Source organism: Emticicia aquatica, assembly GCF_923079645.1.
Classification (GTDB): domain Bacteria; phylum Bacteroidota; class Bacteroidia; order Cytophagales; family Spirosomataceae; genus Emticicia; species Emticicia aquatica.
The window spans coordinates 242,646-263,922 of record NZ_CAKLPY010000003.1 but is presented as its reverse complement, the minus strand read 5'-3'; the positions used below and the strand labels follow the sequence as shown (position 1 = coordinate 263,922).

20 protein-coding genes are annotated in these 21,277 nt (G+C 36.0%); 10 read left to right on the top strand and 10 right to left on the bottom strand.

Going from position 1 to position 21,277, the window contains the following annotated elements; all coding sequences use genetic code 11:
- Positions 1-1,155 carry an endonuclease/exonuclease/phosphatase family protein gene (locus tag MJQ71_RS17915; RefSeq protein WP_238808215.1) on the top strand — a complete coding sequence of 385 codons (1,155 nt, stop codon included), beginning with the start codon at positions 1-3 and terminating at the stop codon, positions 1,153-1,155.
- A 59-nt stretch (positions 1,156-1,214) separates the two neighbouring features.
- On the opposite strand, the gene MJQ71_RS17910 is transcribed toward MJQ71_RS17915, so the two are convergent.
- From MJQ71_RS17910 to MJQ71_RS17895, 4 genes are all read right to left on the bottom strand, one after another.
- Positions 1,215-2,336 (bottom strand): DUF4097 family beta strand repeat-containing protein, encoded by a 1,122-nt coding sequence (locus MJQ71_RS17910; RefSeq protein WP_238808213.1) that lies wholly within the window; start codon positions 2,334-2,336, stop codon positions 1,215-1,217.
- A complete protein-coding gene (locus tag MJQ71_RS17905; RefSeq protein ID WP_238808212.1) occupies positions 2,311-2,880 on the bottom strand; it encodes a hypothetical protein in 570 nt (189 codons plus the stop codon). The genes MJQ71_RS17910 and MJQ71_RS17905 overlap by 26 nt, the downstream gene beginning before the upstream one ends.
- A 59-nt stretch (positions 2,881-2,939) precedes the next feature.
- Positions 2,940-3,509 (bottom strand): RNA polymerase sigma factor, encoded by a 570-nt coding sequence (locus MJQ71_RS17900; protein ID WP_238808264.1) that lies wholly within the window; start codon positions 3,507-3,509, stop codon positions 2,940-2,942.
- Between the two features lie 119 nt (positions 3,510-3,628).
- A complete protein-coding gene (locus tag MJQ71_RS17895) occupies positions 3,629-4,255 on the bottom strand; it encodes a phosphatase PAP2 family protein (RefSeq protein WP_238808211.1) in 627 nt (208 codons plus the stop codon).
- Between the two features lie 328 nt (positions 4,256-4,583).
- Between MJQ71_RS17895 and MJQ71_RS17890 the strand changes: the two genes are divergently transcribed.
- A complete protein-coding gene (locus MJQ71_RS17890) occupies positions 4,584-5,300 on the top strand; it encodes a GNAT family N-acetyltransferase (protein WP_238808210.1) in 717 nt (238 codons plus the stop codon).
- Between the two features lie 115 nt (positions 5,301-5,415).
- On the top strand, positions 5,416-6,303 hold the full coding sequence (locus tag MJQ71_RS17885) for a DMT family transporter (RefSeq protein WP_238808209.1): 888 nt from the start codon (positions 5,416-5,418) through the stop codon (positions 6,301-6,303).
- Between the two features lie 87 nt (positions 6,304-6,390).
- On the opposite strand, the gene MJQ71_RS17880 is transcribed toward MJQ71_RS17885, so the two are convergent.
- Positions 6,391-6,636: a type B 50S ribosomal protein L31 gene (locus MJQ71_RS17880; RefSeq protein WP_188766739.1), complete on the bottom strand. Its 246-nt coding sequence runs from the start codon at positions 6,634-6,636 to the stop codon at positions 6,391-6,393.
- A 274-nt stretch (positions 6,637-6,910) separates the two neighbouring features.
- Between MJQ71_RS17880 and MJQ71_RS17875 the strand changes: the two genes are divergently transcribed.
- The 4 genes from MJQ71_RS17875 (at position 6,911) to MJQ71_RS17860 (ending at position 10,516) form a co-directional block, all read left to right on the top strand.
- Positions 6,911-7,510 (top strand): RNA polymerase sigma factor, encoded by a 600-nt coding sequence (locus MJQ71_RS17875; protein WP_374759624.1) that lies wholly within the window; start codon positions 6,911-6,913, stop codon positions 7,508-7,510.
- Positions 7,488-8,252 (top strand): hypothetical protein, encoded by a 765-nt coding sequence (locus MJQ71_RS17870; RefSeq protein ID WP_238808205.1) that lies wholly within the window; start codon positions 7,488-7,490, stop codon positions 8,250-8,252. Before MJQ71_RS17875 ends, MJQ71_RS17870 begins: the two co-directional genes overlap by 23 nt.
- A gap of 25 nt (positions 8,253-8,277) precedes the next feature.
- Entirely contained in the window at positions 8,278-9,333 is a 1,056-nt protein-coding gene (locus MJQ71_RS17865) for a hypothetical protein (protein WP_238808203.1), read from the top strand.
- Positions 9,334-9,406: 73 nt separating this feature from the next.
- Complete coding sequence (locus MJQ71_RS17860; RefSeq protein ID WP_238808202.1) at positions 9,407-10,516, top strand: glycoside hydrolase family 18 protein; 1,110 nt, start codon at positions 9,407-9,409, stop codon at positions 10,514-10,516.
- A 67-nt stretch (positions 10,517-10,583) separates the two neighbouring features.
- On the opposite strand, the gene MJQ71_RS17855 is transcribed toward MJQ71_RS17860, so the two are convergent.
- Both MJQ71_RS17855 and mgrA read right to left on the bottom strand, forming a co-directional pair.
- Positions 10,584-11,780 (bottom strand): PQQ-dependent sugar dehydrogenase, encoded by a 1,197-nt coding sequence (locus MJQ71_RS17855; protein ID WP_238808201.1) that lies wholly within the window; start codon positions 11,778-11,780, stop codon positions 10,584-10,586.
- 34 nt (positions 11,781-11,814) lie between these two features.
- Positions 11,815-12,810 (bottom strand): L-glyceraldehyde 3-phosphate reductase, encoded by a 996-nt coding sequence (gene mgrA, locus MJQ71_RS17850; protein WP_238808200.1) that lies wholly within the window; start codon positions 12,808-12,810, stop codon positions 11,815-11,817.
- Positions 12,811-13,050: 240 nt separating this feature from the next.
- Between mgrA and MJQ71_RS17845 the strand changes: the two genes are divergently transcribed.
- Positions 13,051-13,632 (top strand): Crp/Fnr family transcriptional regulator, encoded by a 582-nt coding sequence (locus tag MJQ71_RS17845; protein WP_238808199.1) that lies wholly within the window; start codon positions 13,051-13,053, stop codon positions 13,630-13,632.
- A gap of 57 nt (positions 13,633-13,689) precedes the next feature.
- Here the strand turns inward: MJQ71_RS17845 and MJQ71_RS17840 are convergent, their stop codons facing one another.
- The gene (locus MJQ71_RS17840; protein ID WP_290370193.1) at positions 13,690-14,691 is read right to left on the bottom strand and encodes a pyruvate dehydrogenase complex E1 component subunit beta; all 1,002 of its coding nucleotides are present in this window, start codon (positions 14,689-14,691) and stop codon (positions 13,690-13,692) included.
- A gap of 395 nt (positions 14,692-15,086) precedes the next feature.
- Between MJQ71_RS17840 and MJQ71_RS17835 the strand changes: the two genes are divergently transcribed.
- Positions 15,087-18,794, top strand: coding sequence for a 3-coathanger stack domain-containing protein (locus tag MJQ71_RS17835; RefSeq protein WP_238808197.1), 3,708 nt, complete (start codon positions 15,087-15,089; stop codon positions 18,792-18,794).
- 69 nt (positions 18,795-18,863) lie between these two features.
- On the opposite strand, the gene MJQ71_RS17830 is transcribed toward MJQ71_RS17835, so the two are convergent.
- Positions 18,864-19,394: a hypothetical protein gene (locus MJQ71_RS17830; protein WP_238808196.1), complete on the bottom strand. Its 531-nt coding sequence runs from the start codon at positions 19,392-19,394 to the stop codon at positions 18,864-18,866.
- A gap of 186 nt (positions 19,395-19,580) precedes the next feature.
- Between MJQ71_RS17830 and MJQ71_RS17825 the strand changes: the two genes are divergently transcribed.
- The gene (locus MJQ71_RS17825; protein ID WP_238808194.1) at positions 19,581-20,027 is read left to right on the top strand and encodes an NUDIX domain-containing protein; all 447 of its coding nucleotides are present in this window, start codon (positions 19,581-19,583) and stop codon (positions 20,025-20,027) included.
- Here MJQ71_RS17825 and MJQ71_RS17820 read toward each other — a convergent pair.
- The gene (locus MJQ71_RS17820; RefSeq protein WP_238808192.1) at positions 20,024-21,208 is read right to left on the bottom strand and encodes an MFS transporter; all 1,185 of its coding nucleotides are present in this window, start codon (positions 21,206-21,208) and stop codon (positions 20,024-20,026) included. The two genes, MJQ71_RS17825 and MJQ71_RS17820, sit on opposite strands and share 4 nt — an antisense overlap.
- Between the last annotated feature and the right edge of the window lie 69 nt (positions 21,209-21,277).

The following is a 21,277-nucleotide window of genomic DNA, read 5'->3' as shown; positions in this document are numbered from 1 at the left end:
ATGGCGTTCTACGGATTCAAGGTTTTTTTATTGGCAATTACCCAAATTTTGAGCGAAACAATCCTCAAAATGCTTCAAACAATAGTCAATATTTTCCGTAAATACCCTTTTTCTTATTTAGCTCTCACCTATTTATTTACTACGCTTGCTTTCTGTTATTACCCAATTTTCGACCATTGGATAGCGGGTTTTGTTATGATGACCCTGCCTGTGGCCATATTTTTGGGTCTTATTGCATCTACATATTTATTGGTAAAAAAACAAAAAATAGTAGCTACAACTGGTTTTATTTGGATACTTTTTACTTTTCCACTCATCAAACGAATGGTCGGAATTGGCAATGGCGAAAATACTTTTAGTCCAATTTCATCGCTCAAAGTTCTAAGTTTTAATGGCGAATGTTTTGGCCAAAATCAGAAAAACAACAGTCATTGGTCGGCTTTACGCTCTGATATTGCTTGTTTTCAAGAATATTCTCCTAATCCAATCGTTGAAGCTCAATATCCTAACAAAATTGTTAAACTGACAAATTTTGATAAAAACAAAATGATAGGTTTGGCATTGTTTTCACAATACCCAATTTTGAAGCAATATGGCAAGGTTTGGGATAGAAAAAATCAGCCCAATATCAATGGCTATTTATGTGCTGACATTGCCTATCATCAAGATACGGTTCGGGTTGTAAATGTACATTTATGGTCAATGGGAGTTCGCATTAATTTAGCTTTTGACGCCCTCAAAAAAGGGTATTTAAAAACTTTCACTGCCGAATTATACGATAGCTTTTGTCGCTTAAAAGAAGGTTTTGAAAAACGTGACGAACAAATGAAAGAAGTGGAATCTTATGTTTCGGGAAGTAAATATCCAGTTATTATTTGCGGAGATTTCAACGAAACGCCTTTCGGGTATTCGTACGGAAAACTCAAGTTGAGTTTCCAAAATGCTTTTGAAGAAGCAGGACATGGCATGGGATTTACACTCAACCGTCAACCCTATTATGCCCGAATCGACCAACAATTTTTTAGCTCTGATTGGCAAGTACAATCTTGCAAAACCATTTCTGGAATCAATATTTCTGACCATTTTCCAGTTGTGGCTCATTATATTCTCAAAAAACCAGAAAATCCACTTCCTGGTTTAGTAGCTCAAAGATAAAAAAGCAGCACAAACAATCTGTTGTACTGCTTTTATCAAAAACACCTTTTACAAAAAAATTACTTAAATTTCACACTGCTAAAATTCCCATTTACTACAATTTTGCAATCTGCTGTACCTTTTCCTATTTTTCCAGTATAATATTTGGTTGGATTAAAAGAATATCTTTCGTGGTCTTTTTTGGTCTCTGCTTCAGTATTTTTCGTAAAAGAAACACCTCGTTCATGCGGATAACTAAAATCTCCGTAATTAGCTTTCACTTCAAAATCATAAGAAATATTGTCATTCAAAGTCAAACTCACTGGCGAATAACTCGCATTTATGCCTAATTCTTTCACATTTTTACCAATTCCACCCAATTTAAAACCACCCGAAAACTCTAATTTCAAATTTGAAGATTCTTTAATAAGACCAATCATTCCGCTCGAATAACTGATTTTTGCATCCATTTTCCCTGCTTCCTTGATGTCAATTTCGCCAAAACTATTATTAAACATCAAATCATCTGCTCTTTCCATTTTAATGCCCGAATAAGAAGCTTTCAATTTTCCTCCCTCCATTGACCTAATGTAGGAGTTTTTGCAAAAAGCCAAACTTATATCCGACTGTGGATTTGTAATATCTTCGGCCACTAATTTCCCATAACTTTGATTGACCATCAAAACAGAAGTAAATGTTGGCAAAAACACATTTCCAAACGAATTTTTGATTTTCAAAACATTTCCTTTGGGCATAAATACCTGATAATCAATCTTCAACGAATTTTTTTCATTATTTCCACCTTTCCAAGTATTATTACTATAATTGCCATCTTCACGGTCAATAGTCGTTTTAATACTTACCATACCATCTGTTTTTTTTCCGTTTACATCTACTGTGCTGATAAAATTTGTAGCTCTTTCTTCTGACATCGCATTTGCCAAAATTGTAACTTCAACTTTCACTTCATTTTTATCCCAAAAACTCACTTTAATATCTCCAAATTGATTATCAAGTGAAATTTTATCAGTTGGCGAAATGTTGTAAGAAAACATGATATTTTTCTTGCGTTCAATCCAATCTGGTTCTCCATCGTTGGCGTATAATGTCATCGTTATGAGCGAAAAAAACACCATCAGTAGCCTATCGAAATATCGAAATGCGGGAGAAGCTTTTTCATACCATCGTTTTTGTCTTTCCATTTTTTGCTTCTTTAATTTTCTGAATTATTTGTAACTGTTGGTTTAACAAATCTATCTGCATACTTAAATTTTGAATCATTGCTTTCAATAGTTCTTCTTGATTCGGATTTTTAGGCAATTCTTGCTTTAAACTCTGATAATTTTGGTCTAAAGCAGTCAATTCTGTATCAAATTGATGGTAAAGTTGCGGGTCTTCCTGCTCCAATTCTTTCAATTCTTCCCGCTTTTCCTCTACCAACGACGCAAATTGCGTCAATTCCTTTGCGTAAGTTGGACTCAAAACCATAATATCGGCATTCTGCGAAACTGGTTTTCCATAATTATACACAAAATAGCCAATTGTCAAAAAAACCGTGAGTCCTGCTGCAATCCTCAATGCAAACTTTGGCTCATTACCAAATAAGCCTTTTAAGTTCAAAATTTTACTTTTTGGTTTTGTATGAACGGTTTTTTTTTCGATTTTTTTCCATAAATCATTCGATGGTTCATGGTCATCAAATGCCTCACGGTTATCTCTCACAAATCTTTCTAAACGATTTTTCATAACACCAATATTAATTTACAATTGATAATGTTTTCGGAAAATTCCGTTTCGATTATCTTCTAAAACATTTGTTTATTGATCATCTCTAAAAGCCTTTTCTTGGCTCGCATATATTGTGTGCGAGAAGTACTTTCATTGATTCCTAAAATTTTACCTATCTCTTCGTGGTCGTATCCTTCAAATAAATACAATGACAGCACAACTCGAAACCCTTCTGGCAATTGCTCCATTGCTCGCTTGATTCGCTCAACCTCAAACTTTATTTCTTCTTCACTATAAGCATTCGTTTGGACATCAGCAACATCATGTTCATCTCCTCCAAATTCATCAATATCAACAAATTGTACTTTTCTTGCCCTAATCTGATTAATGGCTTTATTGACTACAATTTGCTTTAACCAAACACCAAAAGTTGATTCTTGACGAAAATCTCCGATTTTAGCAAAAGCATCAATAAACGATTCCTGCAAAACATCTTCAGCTTCTCCCACATGGTTGAGTATTCGCATACAGATACTAAACATAGCCTTTGAGTAGTGCTTATACAGTTCATACTGTGCCTTACTCTCGCCACGTTTGCATCGCTCGACTAAGTCGAAGTGCTTGTTAATGAATATAGTGTTTGTCAGAAAATGCTGTGTTTTTAAGGTTTCAAACAAATGACGCAGCCAAAAACGAAATGTTGCACGTAGTATTGAATATTTTTCAATATTTATTTTAAAAACCTAATTATCAGGCAATTATGTAATCAAAAAAAGAAGAAAATAGCCGACAAACTCAAACTAAAGCCTAAAACAAACCCCGCTCCAACTTGGGTTGGCGTATGAGCATTGAGTGCTAATCGAGCGGCAATAAGGTAGCCCGCCAAAATTATCAGAAGAAGAAAAGGATAAAAAAGATTCGTTTCACCAAATTGAACCAAAATACCAGCCAAAGCTCCAATCATTCCGCCAATACCAGCGGCATGAGCAGATATTTGCCACCATAAACTGATAATTCCAACACAAAAAATAACGGCTGAGATGCTCCAAAGCACAAATCCACACGGAAAAAGCATTGAGTTTTTAGAATATAAAAAATAACCCAAAGCAGTATAAATTACAGCCGTAATAAGATACGGAAGTCGGCGGTCTTTGAGATTTTCTAATTTCAAACTACTAATTATTCCCCAACGTTTCAAAGAATAAATAATGTATGCAGGCAAAGCAAAAGTATAAATAAACACAAAACCAATTATAGCCAATTTAAACAATACATTAAGAGCTTCCGCTCCTAAAGGGGCTGGAGCAAGAAAAAACAATAGCACAAATAATAAAGTAGGCATCAACAAAGGATGCAAAACCGCCGAGAGGAAATTAGCTAATCGAGTATTCAAAAGTCTAAAGTATTTTTGTTCAAAGTTATCAGAATTTTTCTTCTTCACGAACTAAAAACAAAACTTGCTCGTTATTTTGATGCAAATAAAAATATTAGGCATATCTTTTGGATATTATTGCGAAACCTAAGATCTTTGCATCCTATTTTAGAAAAATGAATATTCGTCTCCCCATATCGCCAGTTCGACGATTCCGATATATTAATATCAGGCAGTAATCGTTTTGCTCTCTTAGCAAAACACCTTCTCATCAAAGTTTTCTTATTTTTTCATTTAAAACCATTTAGGATACAGCGTCTCCGTTTGAGGGAAAGCCCAATAAATGACGATGAATAACTCAGCACTCACATCCGAAGATTTATATATTGTGCAAGTAGCCAATGAAAGCCACTACCATTTGGCCGAAACTATTTGTGATGAAATGGCCGAAAGTGCCAAAGCAAGAGGCACTGGTATTGCCAAACGCTCGCCCGATTATTTAAGGGAAAAAATGCGTGAAGGAAAAGCCATTATCGCCCTCACCAAAAAAGGTGAATGGATGGGTTTTTGCTACGTAGAAACATGGGAGCATGGCAAATTTGTAGCAAACTCAGGGCTAATCGTGCATCCTGAATACCGTAAAAGTGGTATTGCTACTCGCATCAAACAAAAAGCGTTTGAACTTTCTCGCTCAAAATATCCCGATGCAAAAATCATTGGCTTAACTACCAGTTTAGCTGTTATGAAAATCAATTCAGATTTGGGTTACGAGCCAACAACTTTTAGTGAGCTTCCTGCTGATGATGCTTTCTGGAAAGGTTGTTCAAGCTGCGTAAACTATGATGTGCTTACTCGTACCAATCGCAAGCATTGTTTGTGTACTGGAATGCTTTTCGACCCTGTTGAAGCTAAAAAGAAAGAAGAAGCGGGTAAGAAAGATGATACATGGAATTTTTTGGAAGAACTTCCGTTGTATGAGCGTTGGATGAAATTCAAACAAAGAATTTTGCTAAGACGTGAAGAACGTCGAAAAAAAAAATTGGAAGAAGCGGAATTAATGGTATAATTGACACTATTAAGGGAATAATTGATTAAATATTTCATATAAACGAGCCACGCCAAATCGACGTGGCTCGTTTAGTTTTAAGAATATTTGTTTTATTTGTATAAAAATCGCCTACATGAACGCCAAACCTTTACCACAAGATTACTTCAAATTACACTTTATTGTTATTATTTTAGGTTTTACTGCCATTCTTGGGCGGCTTACCGAAGTTTCTTCATTGGGGGTGGTTTTTTACCGAACCCTTTTGGCAGCTTCTGGGATGTGGATTGTTGCTCAATTTCAGAAAAAAAATCTCAAAATTTCGTTAAAACAAGCACTTCCTTTATTGGGTGTTGGAGCGATTATGTCTTTTCACTGGATTTGTTTTTTTGGTTCAGCTCGTGCTTCAACAGTTGCTGTTAGTTTAGTAACTTTTTCGACAACTTCTTTTTTTACGAGCATTCTTGAGCCATTCGTCCGAAAGACCAAAATCAGTTGGGTAGAAGTTTTTCTTGGAGTTTTGGTGGTTTTAGGAATGTATTTCGTTTTTACGTTTGAGTCGCAATACTTAACAGGAATTTTAATTGGTTTGGTGGGAGCTTTGTTAGCAACAATTTTTTCGGTAATTAATGCTCAATTTGCTCAAAAATACGATGCTCAAATTGTAACATTTTATGAAATGGTTGGAGCTTTTACTTCTTCTTGGATTTACATTCCAATCATCATTTATTTCTCAAAAGACGTTGATTATCAGCTTACTTTAACGCATTATGATTGGCTTTGGGTAGGTATTTTGGGGCTTGTGTGTACGGTTTATCCTTACATTGAAATGATGCACTTACTCAAGAAAATTTCGGCATTTACACTAAATCTCTCCATCAATATGGAGCCAATTTATGGAATTATTATGGCGTATTTTATTTTCGGAGAAAAAGAAAAAATGACATCTGGGTTTTATATTGGTGGTGCTTTAATTTTACTTTCGGTTGTGTTACACCCTTTTTTGAAGAAGAAATCAATTTGAAGAACTAAAGTTAGTTGTATTTTCAATCTAAAAAAGCCTTTCAGAAATAAATCTGAAAGGCTTTTCTTTTTGATAACAGAAGCAAAATTATTTCTTGCCGTAACGTTTGTTGAATTTATCAACACGACCTGCAGTATCAAGCAATACGTTTTTACCAGTATAAAATGGGTGTGAGTCAGAGCTAACCTCCACTTTGTAAACTGGATATTCGTTACCATCTTCCCAAACGATACTTTCTTTGGTATTGGCACATGATTTTGTCAAAAATTTGAAACCTGTTGACAAATCCCAGAAAACAACTGGTCTATAATTTGGATGAATATCTTTTTTCATTACTTTATTTATTGAAATTCTTATTACTTTTCTAAAACGGACTGCAAAATTAGATATTTCAATCGAAAAAACAAAACCTCACCAATTATTTTAATTGTTTTTTATAATAATTTCACATATATCTTTCAACAAGGCTTATTTTCTTGCAAAGAATATGGTAATCAGTAATCCAAAGACTTATAATCAAGGGTTTGGCTTTGAAAAATATTTTTATTCTCATACAACTTTTTGGTTTGATTTTGCATTTACCTATTAAAAACGTCCCTTACTAACCTTGATTGCTACTGCTACCATAGAAAGCTTGCGAAGCAAAAACGCAAATGCCCAAAAGAAAGTTTTTGAGTATTACGGTAGCTTTTTGTACCGAGTGGCGTATCGCTATGTTCGTGACCGAATGACTGCCGAAGATTTGGTGGTAGATTCATTCTTGAAAATTTTTGATGGTGCACCAAATTTTAGGTTTGAAAGTCTTCGTTCGTTTGAAGCTTGGATGAAAAAAATTGTTGTTAACGAAGCTTTGATGCTTTTAAGAAAACAAGCCAATTTTCATTTGATGCCAGAAAGTGAAGCCATTGAAATGCCAGTCGAAGAAAATATCCTCGACTCGATTTCAAGCGATGAAATTTATAAACTCATTGCAGAGTTACCAGACGGTTATCGAACTATTTTTAACCTTTTTGCGATTGAAGGATTTTCGCACAAAGAAATTGCCGAAAAACTTAATATTAATGAAGGAACATCAAAATCGCAGCTAAACCACGCTCGAAAATTATTACAAAAGAAAATTCTCATACGGGATGCCGTCAAAATAGTTGACACGCAATCGGATACCGTTCAAATTGATAAAAGTCATGCAGGCAGACGAATTTTATAAGCATATTCAACAGAAAATCGATCATACCGATTTTGAACCCGACTGGAACAAACGGGACGTATGGCAACGCATTGAGCAAAAGCAAGGTAAACAAAAAACTCCGTTTATTTGGTGGACAAGTATGGCCGCAAGCATTGTAGTATTAGGAGGAGTTGGCTTTTATTTTTTCAACCAAAATCTCACAGAAAAAACTGATAATCAAGCGATTAATAATTCAAAAAATACTATATCGACACAACCAAACGTATCAAAAGCTACTAAATCGACACAAGAAAACAACAAAGAGAAATCTTTTCCTCAGTCAATCATTGTTCAACGAATTTTGGCAGAAAATACTGTTCCAATAACTGAAGAAATAGAAAAACCGCTAGATACAACCGTATTTTCGGAGCAAAAAGAAGTGGTGAATCTTGCTGAAGAAGCGACTAGTAAAGTTGAACCTACATTTTCAGAAAGTACTGTTACATTCGTAGCGAATCCAAATTTACTCGAAAAGAAGATTCCTCAAAAAAGAGAACGAATTGCTATTTTAGAAATTCCTGATGATGAAGAAGGGTATAATCTTCCTAAAAAAGAAAAAAAAGGTGGCTTTTTGGCTCGTTTCACAAAGAAACTAAACAAGTTTGGTGCTGAACCAACAGAAGAACTTCCTTCAATCAACAATAAACCGAATAAAGTTTGGGCATTTGTGAAAGAAAGTTTCAAAAACGAAACGATGACCGCCGACTCTACGGATAAGTAAGACTTTTTAATCCCCAATTTTTACGATGAAAAAGCTATTTCCACTCTTTTTTTTATTTTATTCATCGGTTAGTTTTGCCGAAAACTTTAGTGATATTGACTCGATTGTAGTGAATATTGGTAAAAGAAAAAAAATTGTGCTTTGGGGCCAAACCCGTGAAGATTTAAAAGCTTTGGAAAAATATGATTTGAACAGAATTGTGGTGCAAATGAACCAGGATTTGGAAGAAATGCCCAATAATGTTCGTCGAAGTTTTCGGCAGGACTATGAAGGAAATTCTTATACCAAAGAAACAACGCTTCAACGCCAATTGGAAGGTTTGACTCCTTGGCAACGTCTAAAAAGAAACACTTACCTTAATTTTTCGATTGGGTTGAATTCGGCTAATTATCTACAAGTTAGCAATGCCACTTATAATCCTTTTAAGCTAACAGAGCAGATTTTTCGCCAGAATTTCTTTACTTCACCTAGCCTAAGCATTGCTTTGATGCGACAAGAAAGTTTTGTCCGAACAGGTCGAAAAGAAATTGTATTACGTTACGGTTTTGATTTAAGTTGGTATCATTTACAAAGCACCAGCACCAAACGAACAGCCTATTTATTGCGTTTGAACAGTCTTGATAATACAAAATATGACACCGTAGCTGTATATAAACCTGCCAAAAATGGTGATAATTATTATACTGTTGACCGTTTTAATACAACTGCTTTACCTAAAGAAATAACGCCATACACCAATAATCAGTCGTTGTTTTATACCGATTTTAAGATAATACCTACCATTAATTTTTATGGACAAAATAATCAAAAAACATTCAATTTTGGTGTTGGTGCTTATATCGGAATGTTGTTGAGAGGAAGCAGAAACTATGCAGAAATTAAAGCCCTAAATCAGCAAGAAACAAAAGTGAGTATCAAAAATCCAGAGAATCCATACCGCTACGGAATTATTCTAAATATGGGTTATGGAGTGGTGAATCTTTTTGTGGAAGCTGATATTAAGAATGTTTTCTTGAATAAATTAGAAAGAAGTTCGGCTACCCAGAATATTACGACTGTTGGTTTGAGATTTGGGCGGTAAAAACCTTTTTCAATCGTATCTTTGAAAAATCTTTTAAATAAATCCATTTTAAAGTTTTTTCTAAGAAATCTTCATGAAATCACAAACTAAAACCCTCCTACTTGCCTGCTCTTGTTTTTTTATTTTTGCGGCAAACACTTCCATCAAACCTAAAAAAGAAAAAGAAATAGCTGTCATTGGTTATTACGCTGGAAATAGTCAAAATATTGACAAGTATCAGGTTGATAAACTCACGCATATTATTTTTTCTTTTTTACACCTAAAAGGCAACGTTTTGGCTATTGATAATAAAAATGACAGCCTGACTATCAAGCATTTAGTGGAATTGAAAAAGAAGAATCCGAGACTCAAAGTTATCCTTTCTTTGGGTGGCTGGGAAGGCTGCTATACTTGTTCGGGCGTATTTTCTACCCAAAAAGCACGAGAAGAATTTGCAGTTTCGGTGAAAAAACTTTTGGTCAGTTTCAATGCAGATGGACTAGATTTAGATTGGGAATACCCAGCCATTGCTGGCCCGCCTGGACATCCGTTTATGCCCGAAGATAAACCAAATTTTACGGCACTCATTAAAACTCTCCGAGCAACTTTTGGCAATAAATATGAATTAAGTTTTGCAGCAGGTGGTTTTAGTAATTACATTGAAGAATCGGTTGAATGGGAAAAAGTTACGCCGCTTCTCGACAGAATCAATTTGATGAGTTATGATTTGGTAAACGGATACAGCGAAGTAAGCGGCCACCACACAGGTCTGTACGCTACGCCACAGCTAAAAGAATCGGTTGATAATGGGGTAAAAATGCTCATTGCCAAAAGCGTTCCTGCCAATAAAATTGCGATTGGAGCAGCCATGTACGGCAGAATTTTCAAGCTAAAAGCAACCGAAAACAACGGACTTTATCAGCCATGTGCATTTGAAAGAGGACTTTCTTATAATGCTTTAGAAGGATTTTTGGCCGAGCATAAGACTTACAAAAAATATTGGGATGCTACCGCACAAGCTCCTTATATGTTTTCAGAAGAAGAAAAAAGCTTCTTCTCTTACGACGACCCTGAATCAATGAAACTCAAAACCGAATATGTTGTCAAAAATAAATTGAATGGTATCATGTTTTGGCAATTAGGCGAAGACAAGCCACAACATGGTTTACTTGAAGTAATAGACAAAACAATCAACGCTAAATAAGCTTATATAAAAAAACGTGTCTCGACCTTCGGACACGTTTTTTTACAACATTTATTAACTAATTATGTTATTTCTTAGCAATTCTATAAAGACGACCTTGGTCAGTTACAGCATATAATGCACCATCTTTGCCTTGAGTTACGTCACGGAAACGTTGGTATTCTTCCGAAAGCAATCTTTCTTCGCCAACAACTCGGTTATTTTCGATTATCAAACGAGCAATGTGCATACCACTCAAACAGCCTACAAAAAGGTTGTTTTTCCATTCAGGAATCATATCGCCGCTATAAAAAGTCATTCCACTTGGCGAAACTGATGGGTCCCAATAATAAACAGGTTGTTCGAGTCCTTCTTTTTGTTGAATTGCGTCGCCAACTTTCTTTCCGCTATACTCTGTGCCATAAGTAATTGTTGGCCATCCATAGTTTTTACCTGCTTGTACATGGTTGATTTCATCGCCACCTCTTGGCCCAAACTCATTCGAGAAAAGCTCGCCTGTTACAGGGTGGAAAGTCAAACCTTGTACGTTTCTATGTCCATAAGAATAAAGTTCTGGTTTTGCACCTTCTTTGCCTATAAATGGATTTCCTTCTACTGGTTTTCCATCAGTTGTGATATGAAGAATTTTTCCAAGACTTGAATTAAGTTGTTGTGCTTGTGGGCGTGTAATCATGTCTGAACGCTCGCCAGTACTCACAAATAAATTGCCATTTTTATCAAAAATAATTCTTCCACCGTAGTGCAAATTACCTTTATGAGCTGGAGTTGCTCTGTAAATAACGGTTGCACCTTCAATGGTGGTTTCATCAGTCGAAAGTTTTCCTTTGGCTACCGATGTGTGCGTGCCTCCTGTTACATTTTCAGAGAAAGTCCAATAAATCATTCGGTTTTTCTCGAAAGCTGGGTCGATAGTAATACCCAATAACCCACCTTGTCCATCAGAGTTTACCGCTGGAGCTCCAGTAATTGGTTTACTCAATTCGCCATTTGTCTTTGCGATTCTCATCACTCCACTTTTTTCAGTGATAATCAATCTGCCATCAGGCAAACTTTTCACTCCCCACGGAGAAGTAAGTCCTTCAGTAAGCACTTTAAAATCATAAGGCGTTTGAGTTTTTACTGCTCCTATACGGGTCTGCCCTTGAAATGCCGATGGATACGTAGAGTTAGGAGCTTTTGTTTCTACCGAAGTACTTGAACTTTGAGCACACGAAACATACGCAAATGTGCTGAAAGCCAATGAAAATAAAATATGTTTTTGCATCTAAATAAGGTTTTAAGTTTAAAAATAATGCTTTTTAAGCCAAAATACTATTGATTTCTTGTAATTCTGCTTCGTCAAAAGAAGTATTTTTTAGACATTGTAATGAATCCGTCAGTTGTTGTGGTTTACTAACACCCAAAATAACCGATGTAATACGTGGGTCTTTCAATATCCAAGATAATGCCATTTGTGCCAAATTTTGACCACGTTTTACGGCTAAATCATTGAGTTTGATTACTTTATTTACGTTTTCCTCCGTAATTCGGTTTTCTTCAATCGCACCATTGCCACGCCCTGAAGCAGCTCTCGAATCTGCTGGAATTCCCTTGATATATTTATTTGATAATAAGCCTTGTGCAAGTGGAGAAAATGCTACGCAACCCACTCCGTTGGCTTCTAAAACATCCAACAAACCACCTTCTACCCAACGGTCGAACATCGAATATTTCGCTTGATGAATGATACACGGTGTACCTAATTCTTTCAAAATCTTAGCGGCTTTTTCGGTATCAGCAGCACTATAATTTGAAATTCCCACGTATAATGCTTTTCCTTGACGAACAATTAAATCAAGTGCCGACATTGTTTCTTCTAGAGGGGTTTCAGGGTCAGGGCGGTGATGATAGAAAATATCAACATAATCTAAACCCATTCTCTTTAGGCTTTGGTCTAAGCTCGAAACCAAATATTTTTTTGAACCCCATTCGCCATACGGGCCTTCCCACATATAATAACCAGCCTTAGTTGTAATTACCAATTCATCTCTGTAAGGTTTCAAATCTTTTTGGAAAACTTGTCCAAAAGTTTCTTCGGCCGAACCTGCTGGTGGTCCATAATTATTGGCTAAGTCAATGTGTGTAACACCGTTATCAAAAGCTAATTTCAAAATTGTACGGGCATTTTCAAAATTATCAATGCCACCGAAATTATGCCAAAGCCCTAATGAAAGTGCAGGAAGTTTTAATCCACTTTTACCACAACGACGGTATTCCATGTCTTGGTAACGCTGCGGTGATGCTGTGTAATTCATAGTAAATATAGGTTTTGTTTATGAAAAAACTGTTTGTAAAATCAAAATACTGAACTTAGAATCTTTATTTCAAGTTTCAATATAACGTAGATAATGATGATTTTTTGGCAAAAAAATACCTTTGTGAAATCGTCAATACTGTAAACTAATAATTTAATTACAAAGTTGAGATTTCTTCTCAGAAAAAGCATTAAACTGGAACAAGAAATAAAATTATTACCGCAATTATAAGTCATATTCATGCAAGAAAGCATTCAAAACTACATTTCAAAATTTGTTAACCTCACTGCTGAAGAATTATCAGTAGTAAAAGCTTGTATGCAGTTGCGAGAAATTCCTAAAAAAACAATGCTTCTCAACGCTGGTGATATATGTAATTTTGAAGCTTATGTATTGAAAGGATGTATTAGAGAATATTTTATTGACCACAAAGGACAAGAACTTACGCTAGAGTTTGCGGTGGAAGACTGGTGGGTAAGCGATATTACGAGTTTCGAGAATCAAACACCAAGTATTATGTACATCGAAACATTGGAAGATTGCGAAATCTTGGTGCTTTCTCGTGCATCAAAAGATGAGTTATTGGCTCGAGTTCCGAAACTTGAACGAATGTTTAGGTTAATGATTCAGCGACATTTGAGTGTGCTTCAAAAACGATTATTCAGTACTGTTTCCTATACGGCAATGGATAAATTTGAAGAATTTCTGAAACGTTATCCTTCGCTTCCACAGCGAGTTCCTCAGCATTTTATTGCTTCCTATTTGGGTATTACGCCTGAGTTTTTGAGTAAATTACGAAAGCGACAGATGAAACAAAAATAAGCCAACAAAAAAGCATTGCCCGAATCGAACAATGCTTTTTCAAATTTACAAGTAATATTATTTATACATCACTTTCTTAACTGCATCTACTGTACGTTTTACATTTGGTAAAGTAGCTTCGATGAGCGTTGGAGCATAGTGAAGTGGAATATCCATGTTATTTACACGAATCACTGGAGCATCAAGATAATCAAACGCATATCGTTGTAAGTGATAAGTAATTTCTGATGAAATCGCTGCCAAAGGCCATGCTTCTTCAACTACTACACAACGGTTTGTTTTCTTAACAGAATTGATAACGGTTGCATAATCAATCGGACGAACGGTACGTAAGTCGATTAATTCAACACTGATTCCATCCTTTTCTAATTCAGCAATGGCAGGAAGAACAACTCTCGGAATCATTTTTCCAAACGAAACGATTGTTACGTTTGAACCTTCTTTTACTACATTGGCTTTACCCAATGGAATGATATATTCGCCTTCTGGAACTTCACCTTTATCGCCATACATTTGCTCTGACTCCATAAAGATAGTAGGGTCACTGTCACGAATTGAGGCTTTCAATAAACCTTTAGCTTCATAAGGGCTACATGGTACTACTACTTTCAAACCTGGTGTATTAGCAAACCAGTTTTCAAAGTTTTGTGAGTGTTGAGCACCTAATTGACCTGCATTTCCAGTTGGGCCACGAAATACGATTGGACAAGAATATTGCCCTGCCGACATTGCCATAAATTTGGCCGCAGAATTGATGATTTGGTCAATAGCAACCAATGAAAAGTTGAAGGTCATAAATTCGATAACTGGACGCAAACCGTTTACAGCTGCACCGACACCGATTCCACCGAAACCTAACTCAGCGATTGGTGTGTCGATAACTCGTTTTGCACCGAATTCATCCAACATACCTTGACTTACTTTATAAGCACCGTTATATTCGGCTACTTCTTCGCCCATCAAGAATACGTTTTCATCACGACGCATTTCTTCTGATAAGGCTTCACGTAGGGCTTCTCTAAATTGTATCTCTCTCATTTTTCGCTTAGAATTTTGCATTTTTGCGGATGTAAAATTAGTATATCTACTTCTAAACTCAAAACAATTCGGTTCAAGAATTGAGGTTTCAAAAGAGTGATAGTTATTATCCCCAAAAAAGCGAAGCAAATAAATACCCTAATTTACTGATAGACAAGCATTTACGCAAAAAACACTTATTTTGTCAACTTAATTTAATCTCAATAATTATGATTCTTTGTTGAATTTTATTCAATCTATGGTCGAAAAAATGTTTCCGTTAAGTAAAACTATTGCACAATAATTGTTATAATTCCATTTTTAAAGCAACTTGTACAATTATTCTATTTTTTTGAGTAACCATACGTTCTAAAAACAGAAACTCGTTATTATTATAGCTATACTATTTAAAATATTATAAAGGACACACTTAAAAAATGAAAAAACAATTCCTATTATTTGCTTGGGGAGTAGTTTTTTGTTGCCTTTCCTTTGTTGGAAATGCACAAAAAATTGTTTCTTCTCTCAATCAAAACACCAAAAACCCTAAATTAAAATTAGGATTATCGGCTGTAGTAGATGGGGTAAATTTGCTTCAAGCACCCAATAATACTTTCAATATTTTAAATTATTCTTTGTTTTCTTTCAAAGACAATAATCAAAAAATCTTGGTTAATGTAATTGTCAATAATGCTGGTTCAAAAAAAGAGCTAACAAATGTAGGTGCTGAAATTATTGCAACACATGAAACAACAATTACTTGTTGGTTGGAAATAAATAAAATTTTGGGGTTAACATCAAGTAAAAGCATCAATTGGATGCAACCTGTTTTAAAACCTATTCACAATTCTGGCCCAGTACTTTCGCAAGGAGATGCGGCCCAACGGTCTAATATTGCTCGTCAGCTTACAGGTTTGAATGGAACTGGTGTAAAAATTGGTGTTCTTTCGGACAGTTATGATCACTTAAATGGGGCTTCAACAAGTATAACAGCGGGAGAACTCCCAGGAACTGGCAATCCAAATGGGTTTACGGTTCCTGTAACTGTACTCAGCGATTTGAATGATGGTACTGGCGATGATGAAGGTCGAGCAATGCTAGAAATTATTCATGATGTTGCTCCCGGTGCTAAACTTTACTTTTATACAGCATTCAATTCTGACATTGACTTTGCCAATGGAATCAGGGCTTTAGCTGATGCTGGTTGTAAAGTAATTGTCGATGATGTGATTTATTTTAATGAACCTTATTTTCAAGATGGAGTTATTGCTCAAGCGGTTGATTATGCCGTAAATGTAAAAGGTGCAACATATTTTTCATCGGCGGGTAATCAATTTCATTATTCGTATGAAGCTCCTTTTCAAGCATCAACATTTGAGCCTTTTGGTGATGGTGCTATTGCCCATAATTTTGGAACAGTTGCTAATCCTGTTTACTTTTTACCCGTAACGGCTGGAAGTAGAGGATTATTGATGGCTTTTCAATGGGATGAACCCTATTTATCGGTTGGAAATGGCTCTCCTGGCTCGGCTTCAGACCTTGATATTTATGTGCTTACCACAACTGATGAAATCAACTACACCATTGAAGCAGCTTCTTTTGATGCTAATATTGGAGGAGACCCTTTCGAGATATTATCAACCTCCTCGACTGGCAAAAAATATATAATGATAACCAAGTTTAGAGGAACGAACCCAAGTAATATCAAATTTGTTGATTACGCTCGACTTGCTTGGACAGATACACCCGCCGATATTATTGGAATCAAAGCTGGAACTACTATTGGCCACGCTAATGCCAAAGGAGCAATTGCGGTTGGGGCTGCTAGTTACGATAAAACGCCTGCTTATGGAGTAAATTCTCCCATTTTAGAAAGTTTTTCATCAAGAGGTGGCACGCCAATCTATCTTACTACTGCTGGAGGTCGCTTAGCTACTCCCGATGATAGATTAAAACCTGAAATTGTTGCTCCTGATAGAGCTAACACCTCTTTTTTTATTGCGGGTTATGACTATGAACCAGATGGAATTCCAAATTTTGCAGGTACATCTGCCGCTGCACCTCACGCTGCCGCAGTAGCAGGTTTAATGCTACAAGGTAATCCATCGCTAACTACAAGTGCTATAAAAACTGCTCTCATTGCTTCATGTGTAGATATGGATGACCCTACTACACCCGTTTTTGACACTGGTTTTGACTACGCCTCTGGTGCAGGATTAATCAAAGCTGATGCGGCGGTGTTGGCAACTTTAAATCCAAATTGTCCTTCAACGACAATTACAGTTACACGGTCTTTGATATTTTGTGAAGGCGATTCCGTTATTTTTGATGCCACCACAGCCGCAGGTTATACGTTTCAATGGAAACTTGATGGCAATAATATTGATGGTGCAACGCAGGCTCGCTTGATTGCCAAAACATCTGGAACTTATAATGTTGAAATTACAAATATCAATTGTACGCTTCCCTCATTATCATTTGATGTTACTCAAAAATTGGCTGTTTCAGTACCAACAACAGTAAATCGAACCATCGCTTTAGGTGATATTGTAATAACAGGAAATGGTTTACAGGCAAGTTCATTTTGTCCTGAACAACAAAGTGCAAGCTACACAGGCCCAACAATTGGTTACGATGGCAATACCAAAAGCGGCCCAGACCCAACCGTTACTTTAGCAGCCCTCAACGGTATTATTAAATTTGTGACTGTTTCGGTTAAATGGCGAAAAAGAAATGGTGGCACAATCAATGATTGTGGAACAGCAGGAGGAAATAGTTATCCTTATAACAATGAAGTTTCATTCAAAATCGTTGCTCCTGACAATACAATCATTAACTTATTGAATGCCGAAACATATAACGTTGGTACGGTTTCAAGCGGTTTAGTAACAACTGTTTTTGACGATGGAGGCACTCAAATTGGTTTAACACCAAGCTCAGGCATTTTTAAACCCGCTCAAAAGCTTTCAACTTTAATAGGCAAAAATCCGAATGGAATTTGGAAACTTTTAGCCAATGATAATGGTCGATTAGACCCTCTCTGTGTAGAAAGCTTTACAATAAACATTTACACTGACGCTTCAAGTGGAGCTAGTTCGATTACTTGGTGGGATGCTCCGTCGGGCGGAAATCAAGTTGGAACTGGCTCTGAATACATTCCTACCAACACTAATATCGGCACTTATACATATTATGCCGAAGCAAGTTGCATTGGCAGTAATTTACCTTGTCCAACAAGTTTTAGAAAAGCTGCAATTTTAACCATTGTTCCGTGCTTAAATGTTGAGTTTGACTATGTAAAAGCAGGTAATCCGTTTAATTATAAATTTCCATTAAGTAACAATATGGTCATTGCCCAAGTACCTTACGAAACATCAATTTTGGTAAAACCTATTTGCAATGCTGTAACAATTGAGAGTTTCCGAATGAAACTACAGGGGCCAACTCCATTTGAAAACTACGAAACAACTGAAAACCTAGCATTTTTTAGTCTCTTCAACAATACTGGTGATTATATTTTGGGTCGAAACCTTCCTGTGGGAAATTATGCTCTTACTATAACTGGTTACAGCCAAGACAATGCTTTAGGGTCAATTTTATATGGCCCAACTGTCGTTAACTTCTCTATTGTTGCAAATTCAGCAACTATCAGTACACCAACTTTTACTAAAACTTCGCCTTGTGTTGGTAGCAGTTTTGATGTTAATTTTACTGCAATAGGCTCTTTTGCTCTGAATAATCAATTTCAAGTTCAACTTTCTGACCCATTTGCTTCATTTGATAACCCAATCGTAATTGGTTCTTCATCTTCAATAGGAATCATTCCTTCTACGATTCCCGTTAGCATCATCGAAGGAACAGGCTATAAAATTAGGGTTGTATCAACCAACCCCGTTATTGATGGCAACTCAAATGGAACGACACTTAATCTGGGTAACCTTGATTTGACGTTGGCTAGTCCTTCGGACGATTATTTGAGCGGAACAACCACCAAAAGTGCAAATCGTAGAATCGTGGCAACCAACAAAATCGTATCTTCTGCCAAAGTAAATTACCAAGCAGGAAGTGCTATTTTACTCAATGCTGGTTTTCAAACTGACTCAAATAGCGTTTTCAAAGCAGAAATCAAAGGATGTGAAAACTAATTTTATCCAATAAATACATAAAAAAAGCGTCAGTTTTTCAACCGACGCTTTTTCCAATTCAAACAGTTATTATTTCACTTCAACAGCACTAATTGCATTTCCAACGGGCTTAAAAACATCAAGGTCGTAAAATAAGTATGCCAATTTGATTACTCCTTTAGCGTAAGGTTTCAAATCGCCTTCCTTGGTTTTTTCAAAAACCTCTCTTACTTGTATTAAATATGTATCTTCATTTTTTGCCATCGATGCCAAAAAAGCAATCGAACCATTCCCAAAAATAACCTGATTGGCAACTCTTTTTCCGTCTCGAAGCAATGAAACATCAAATTCTTTCACGACTAATTCTTTGTGTTCTTTACGGTCTTGCTCATAAAATGGAAAAGTTTTCAGAGTTAAATCAATATCTTTTCGACCAAGTGCCAAATTTGGCGGAGCAATTTTTCCATTAATTATACACTGAATCTTGATGATTTTTTTCTTTTCTTCTTGTGGTAATTGTATTTCAGGAGGCTCTTTTGTACATTGTGAAAAGCCTAGCACTGGCGATAAACTTAATACTAATACGATTACATTAAGTTTATAATTTGGTGAATTTTTCATTTTTACAGCAATTTTTTTCTAAGTTAATTATTTAAAAATTGAACATTTGTAGGTATCAAAATTTTAGCAAAAAGTTTTATTTTGTTATTAAGCGGTATCAAAAGGCGTGCCAAAACAAATTTTGGAAAATTATGCTTATTTTTGCTTAGATGAAACACTGTTTTTTTATTCAATAAAACTTCTGCAATGGCAATCAAAATACGACCAGCAATTCTGATAATAGTAAACCAAAAAATCCTAACGATGCAGTATAATTACGGCGGTCAGGATGTTTATAATTTGCCTGGCGGGAATTTAGAATTAGGAGAATACCTGAGCAATGCCTTAGCTCGTGAAATGGTTGAAGAGCTAGGCATCGAGGTTTCTGTCGGTGAATTGATTTTAGTAGGAGAAATACACGCTGATGGCGAACAAAAAAAGCAAACATTGCACTTACTTTTTGAAGGAAAAATAATAGAAGGACAACCTATTTTAAATCCAAAAGAAACATCGGCTTTAGCAATAAAATGGCTTGAAATTGACGCAATTGAAAAAGTAAACTTGTATCCCAATATTTCAAATCAGATAAAAGCCTTTTTAACAGGAAATTTATCTAATAAGTATATCGGAAAAATTGACCAAGCGTGGTTTTAATCATTGGCTTTCATACGACGAATTTTAGGCGAGTATAAATAAATCAAGGCAAGAATTGTTAAACTACCCATTGAAGCAAAAGCAATCGGGAAGCGAGAAGCATCATTTTGGTAAATCCATGCAGAAAACAAAGCTCCCAAACCAATACCCGCTTCAAGAGAAATATACATAGTTGCTAAAGCTCGACCACGATTTTCTTCTTCGCACAAATCGACAGTCCAAGCTTGCGTAATCGGCGAAACAACGCCCATTCCTAAACCAAAAAAAATAGCCGCTGCTACAAAAATATAAATATTACTGGCAAAAGTAGTCAGTGTCATCGCTACCAACAAAGTCATACAACCCCAGCGTAAAACCGAAATTCGACCATTTTTATCAGAAAACTTTCCTGCAACAACCCTAATAAAAAGCGATGCTAACGTATATACCAAGAAATAAAAACCCTTGTTTTTTAACCCAATACTTTTACTTAAATCGGGAGTAAGCGTTACGATTGAGCCAAAACTAAACGATGTCAAAAAAATAACAATTGCGGCGGGTAAAACCATTGGGTCAAACATGTCTTCCCGTTTGATTTTAAGCGAATTTATCGTAAACTTTTCCTGATGAGTTTTCGGTAATGTTTCCTTAATATTATATAGAATAGCAATCGAAATAAGTGCAAACATCGATGAAACATAAAATAGCACATTTATCGAAAAAGTATCAGCAATCCAGCTACCCAACGCTGGGCCGAAAGCCATTCCTAGTCCACCCAATAAACCGTGCATGCCCATTGCCTCACCTCTTCGATTGATTGGAACAATATCGGCAATATAAGCGGCCGTTCCTGTTGGTTTAAAACCAGTTGAAAACCCATGTACCAAACGCAAAAATAAAAATGGATAAACCGTTGTAACTATTGGATAAAAAAAACCACAAACAAAACACACCAACGAGCCAAAAGCCATCACAGGAACTCTCCCAATACGGTCGGTTAATCGTCCACTAAATGGTCTTGACAATCCTGCTGTCAACGTAAAAAGGCTGATTATCAAACCTTTATAATCTTCTCCCCCCAAACTTGTCAGATAATCAGGTAGTTCGGGAATCAGCATATTGAAGCTTGAAAAAAACACAAACGAACTGATACAGAGTAGCCAAAATTGAAGCGAAAAAATACTGGTGGATTGTTGTTTCATAATTCAAAAACCTCCGACTCCGAAGGGAGATATTTATTTTGATAAGGTTTTTGCGAATGTTTTAGGAGA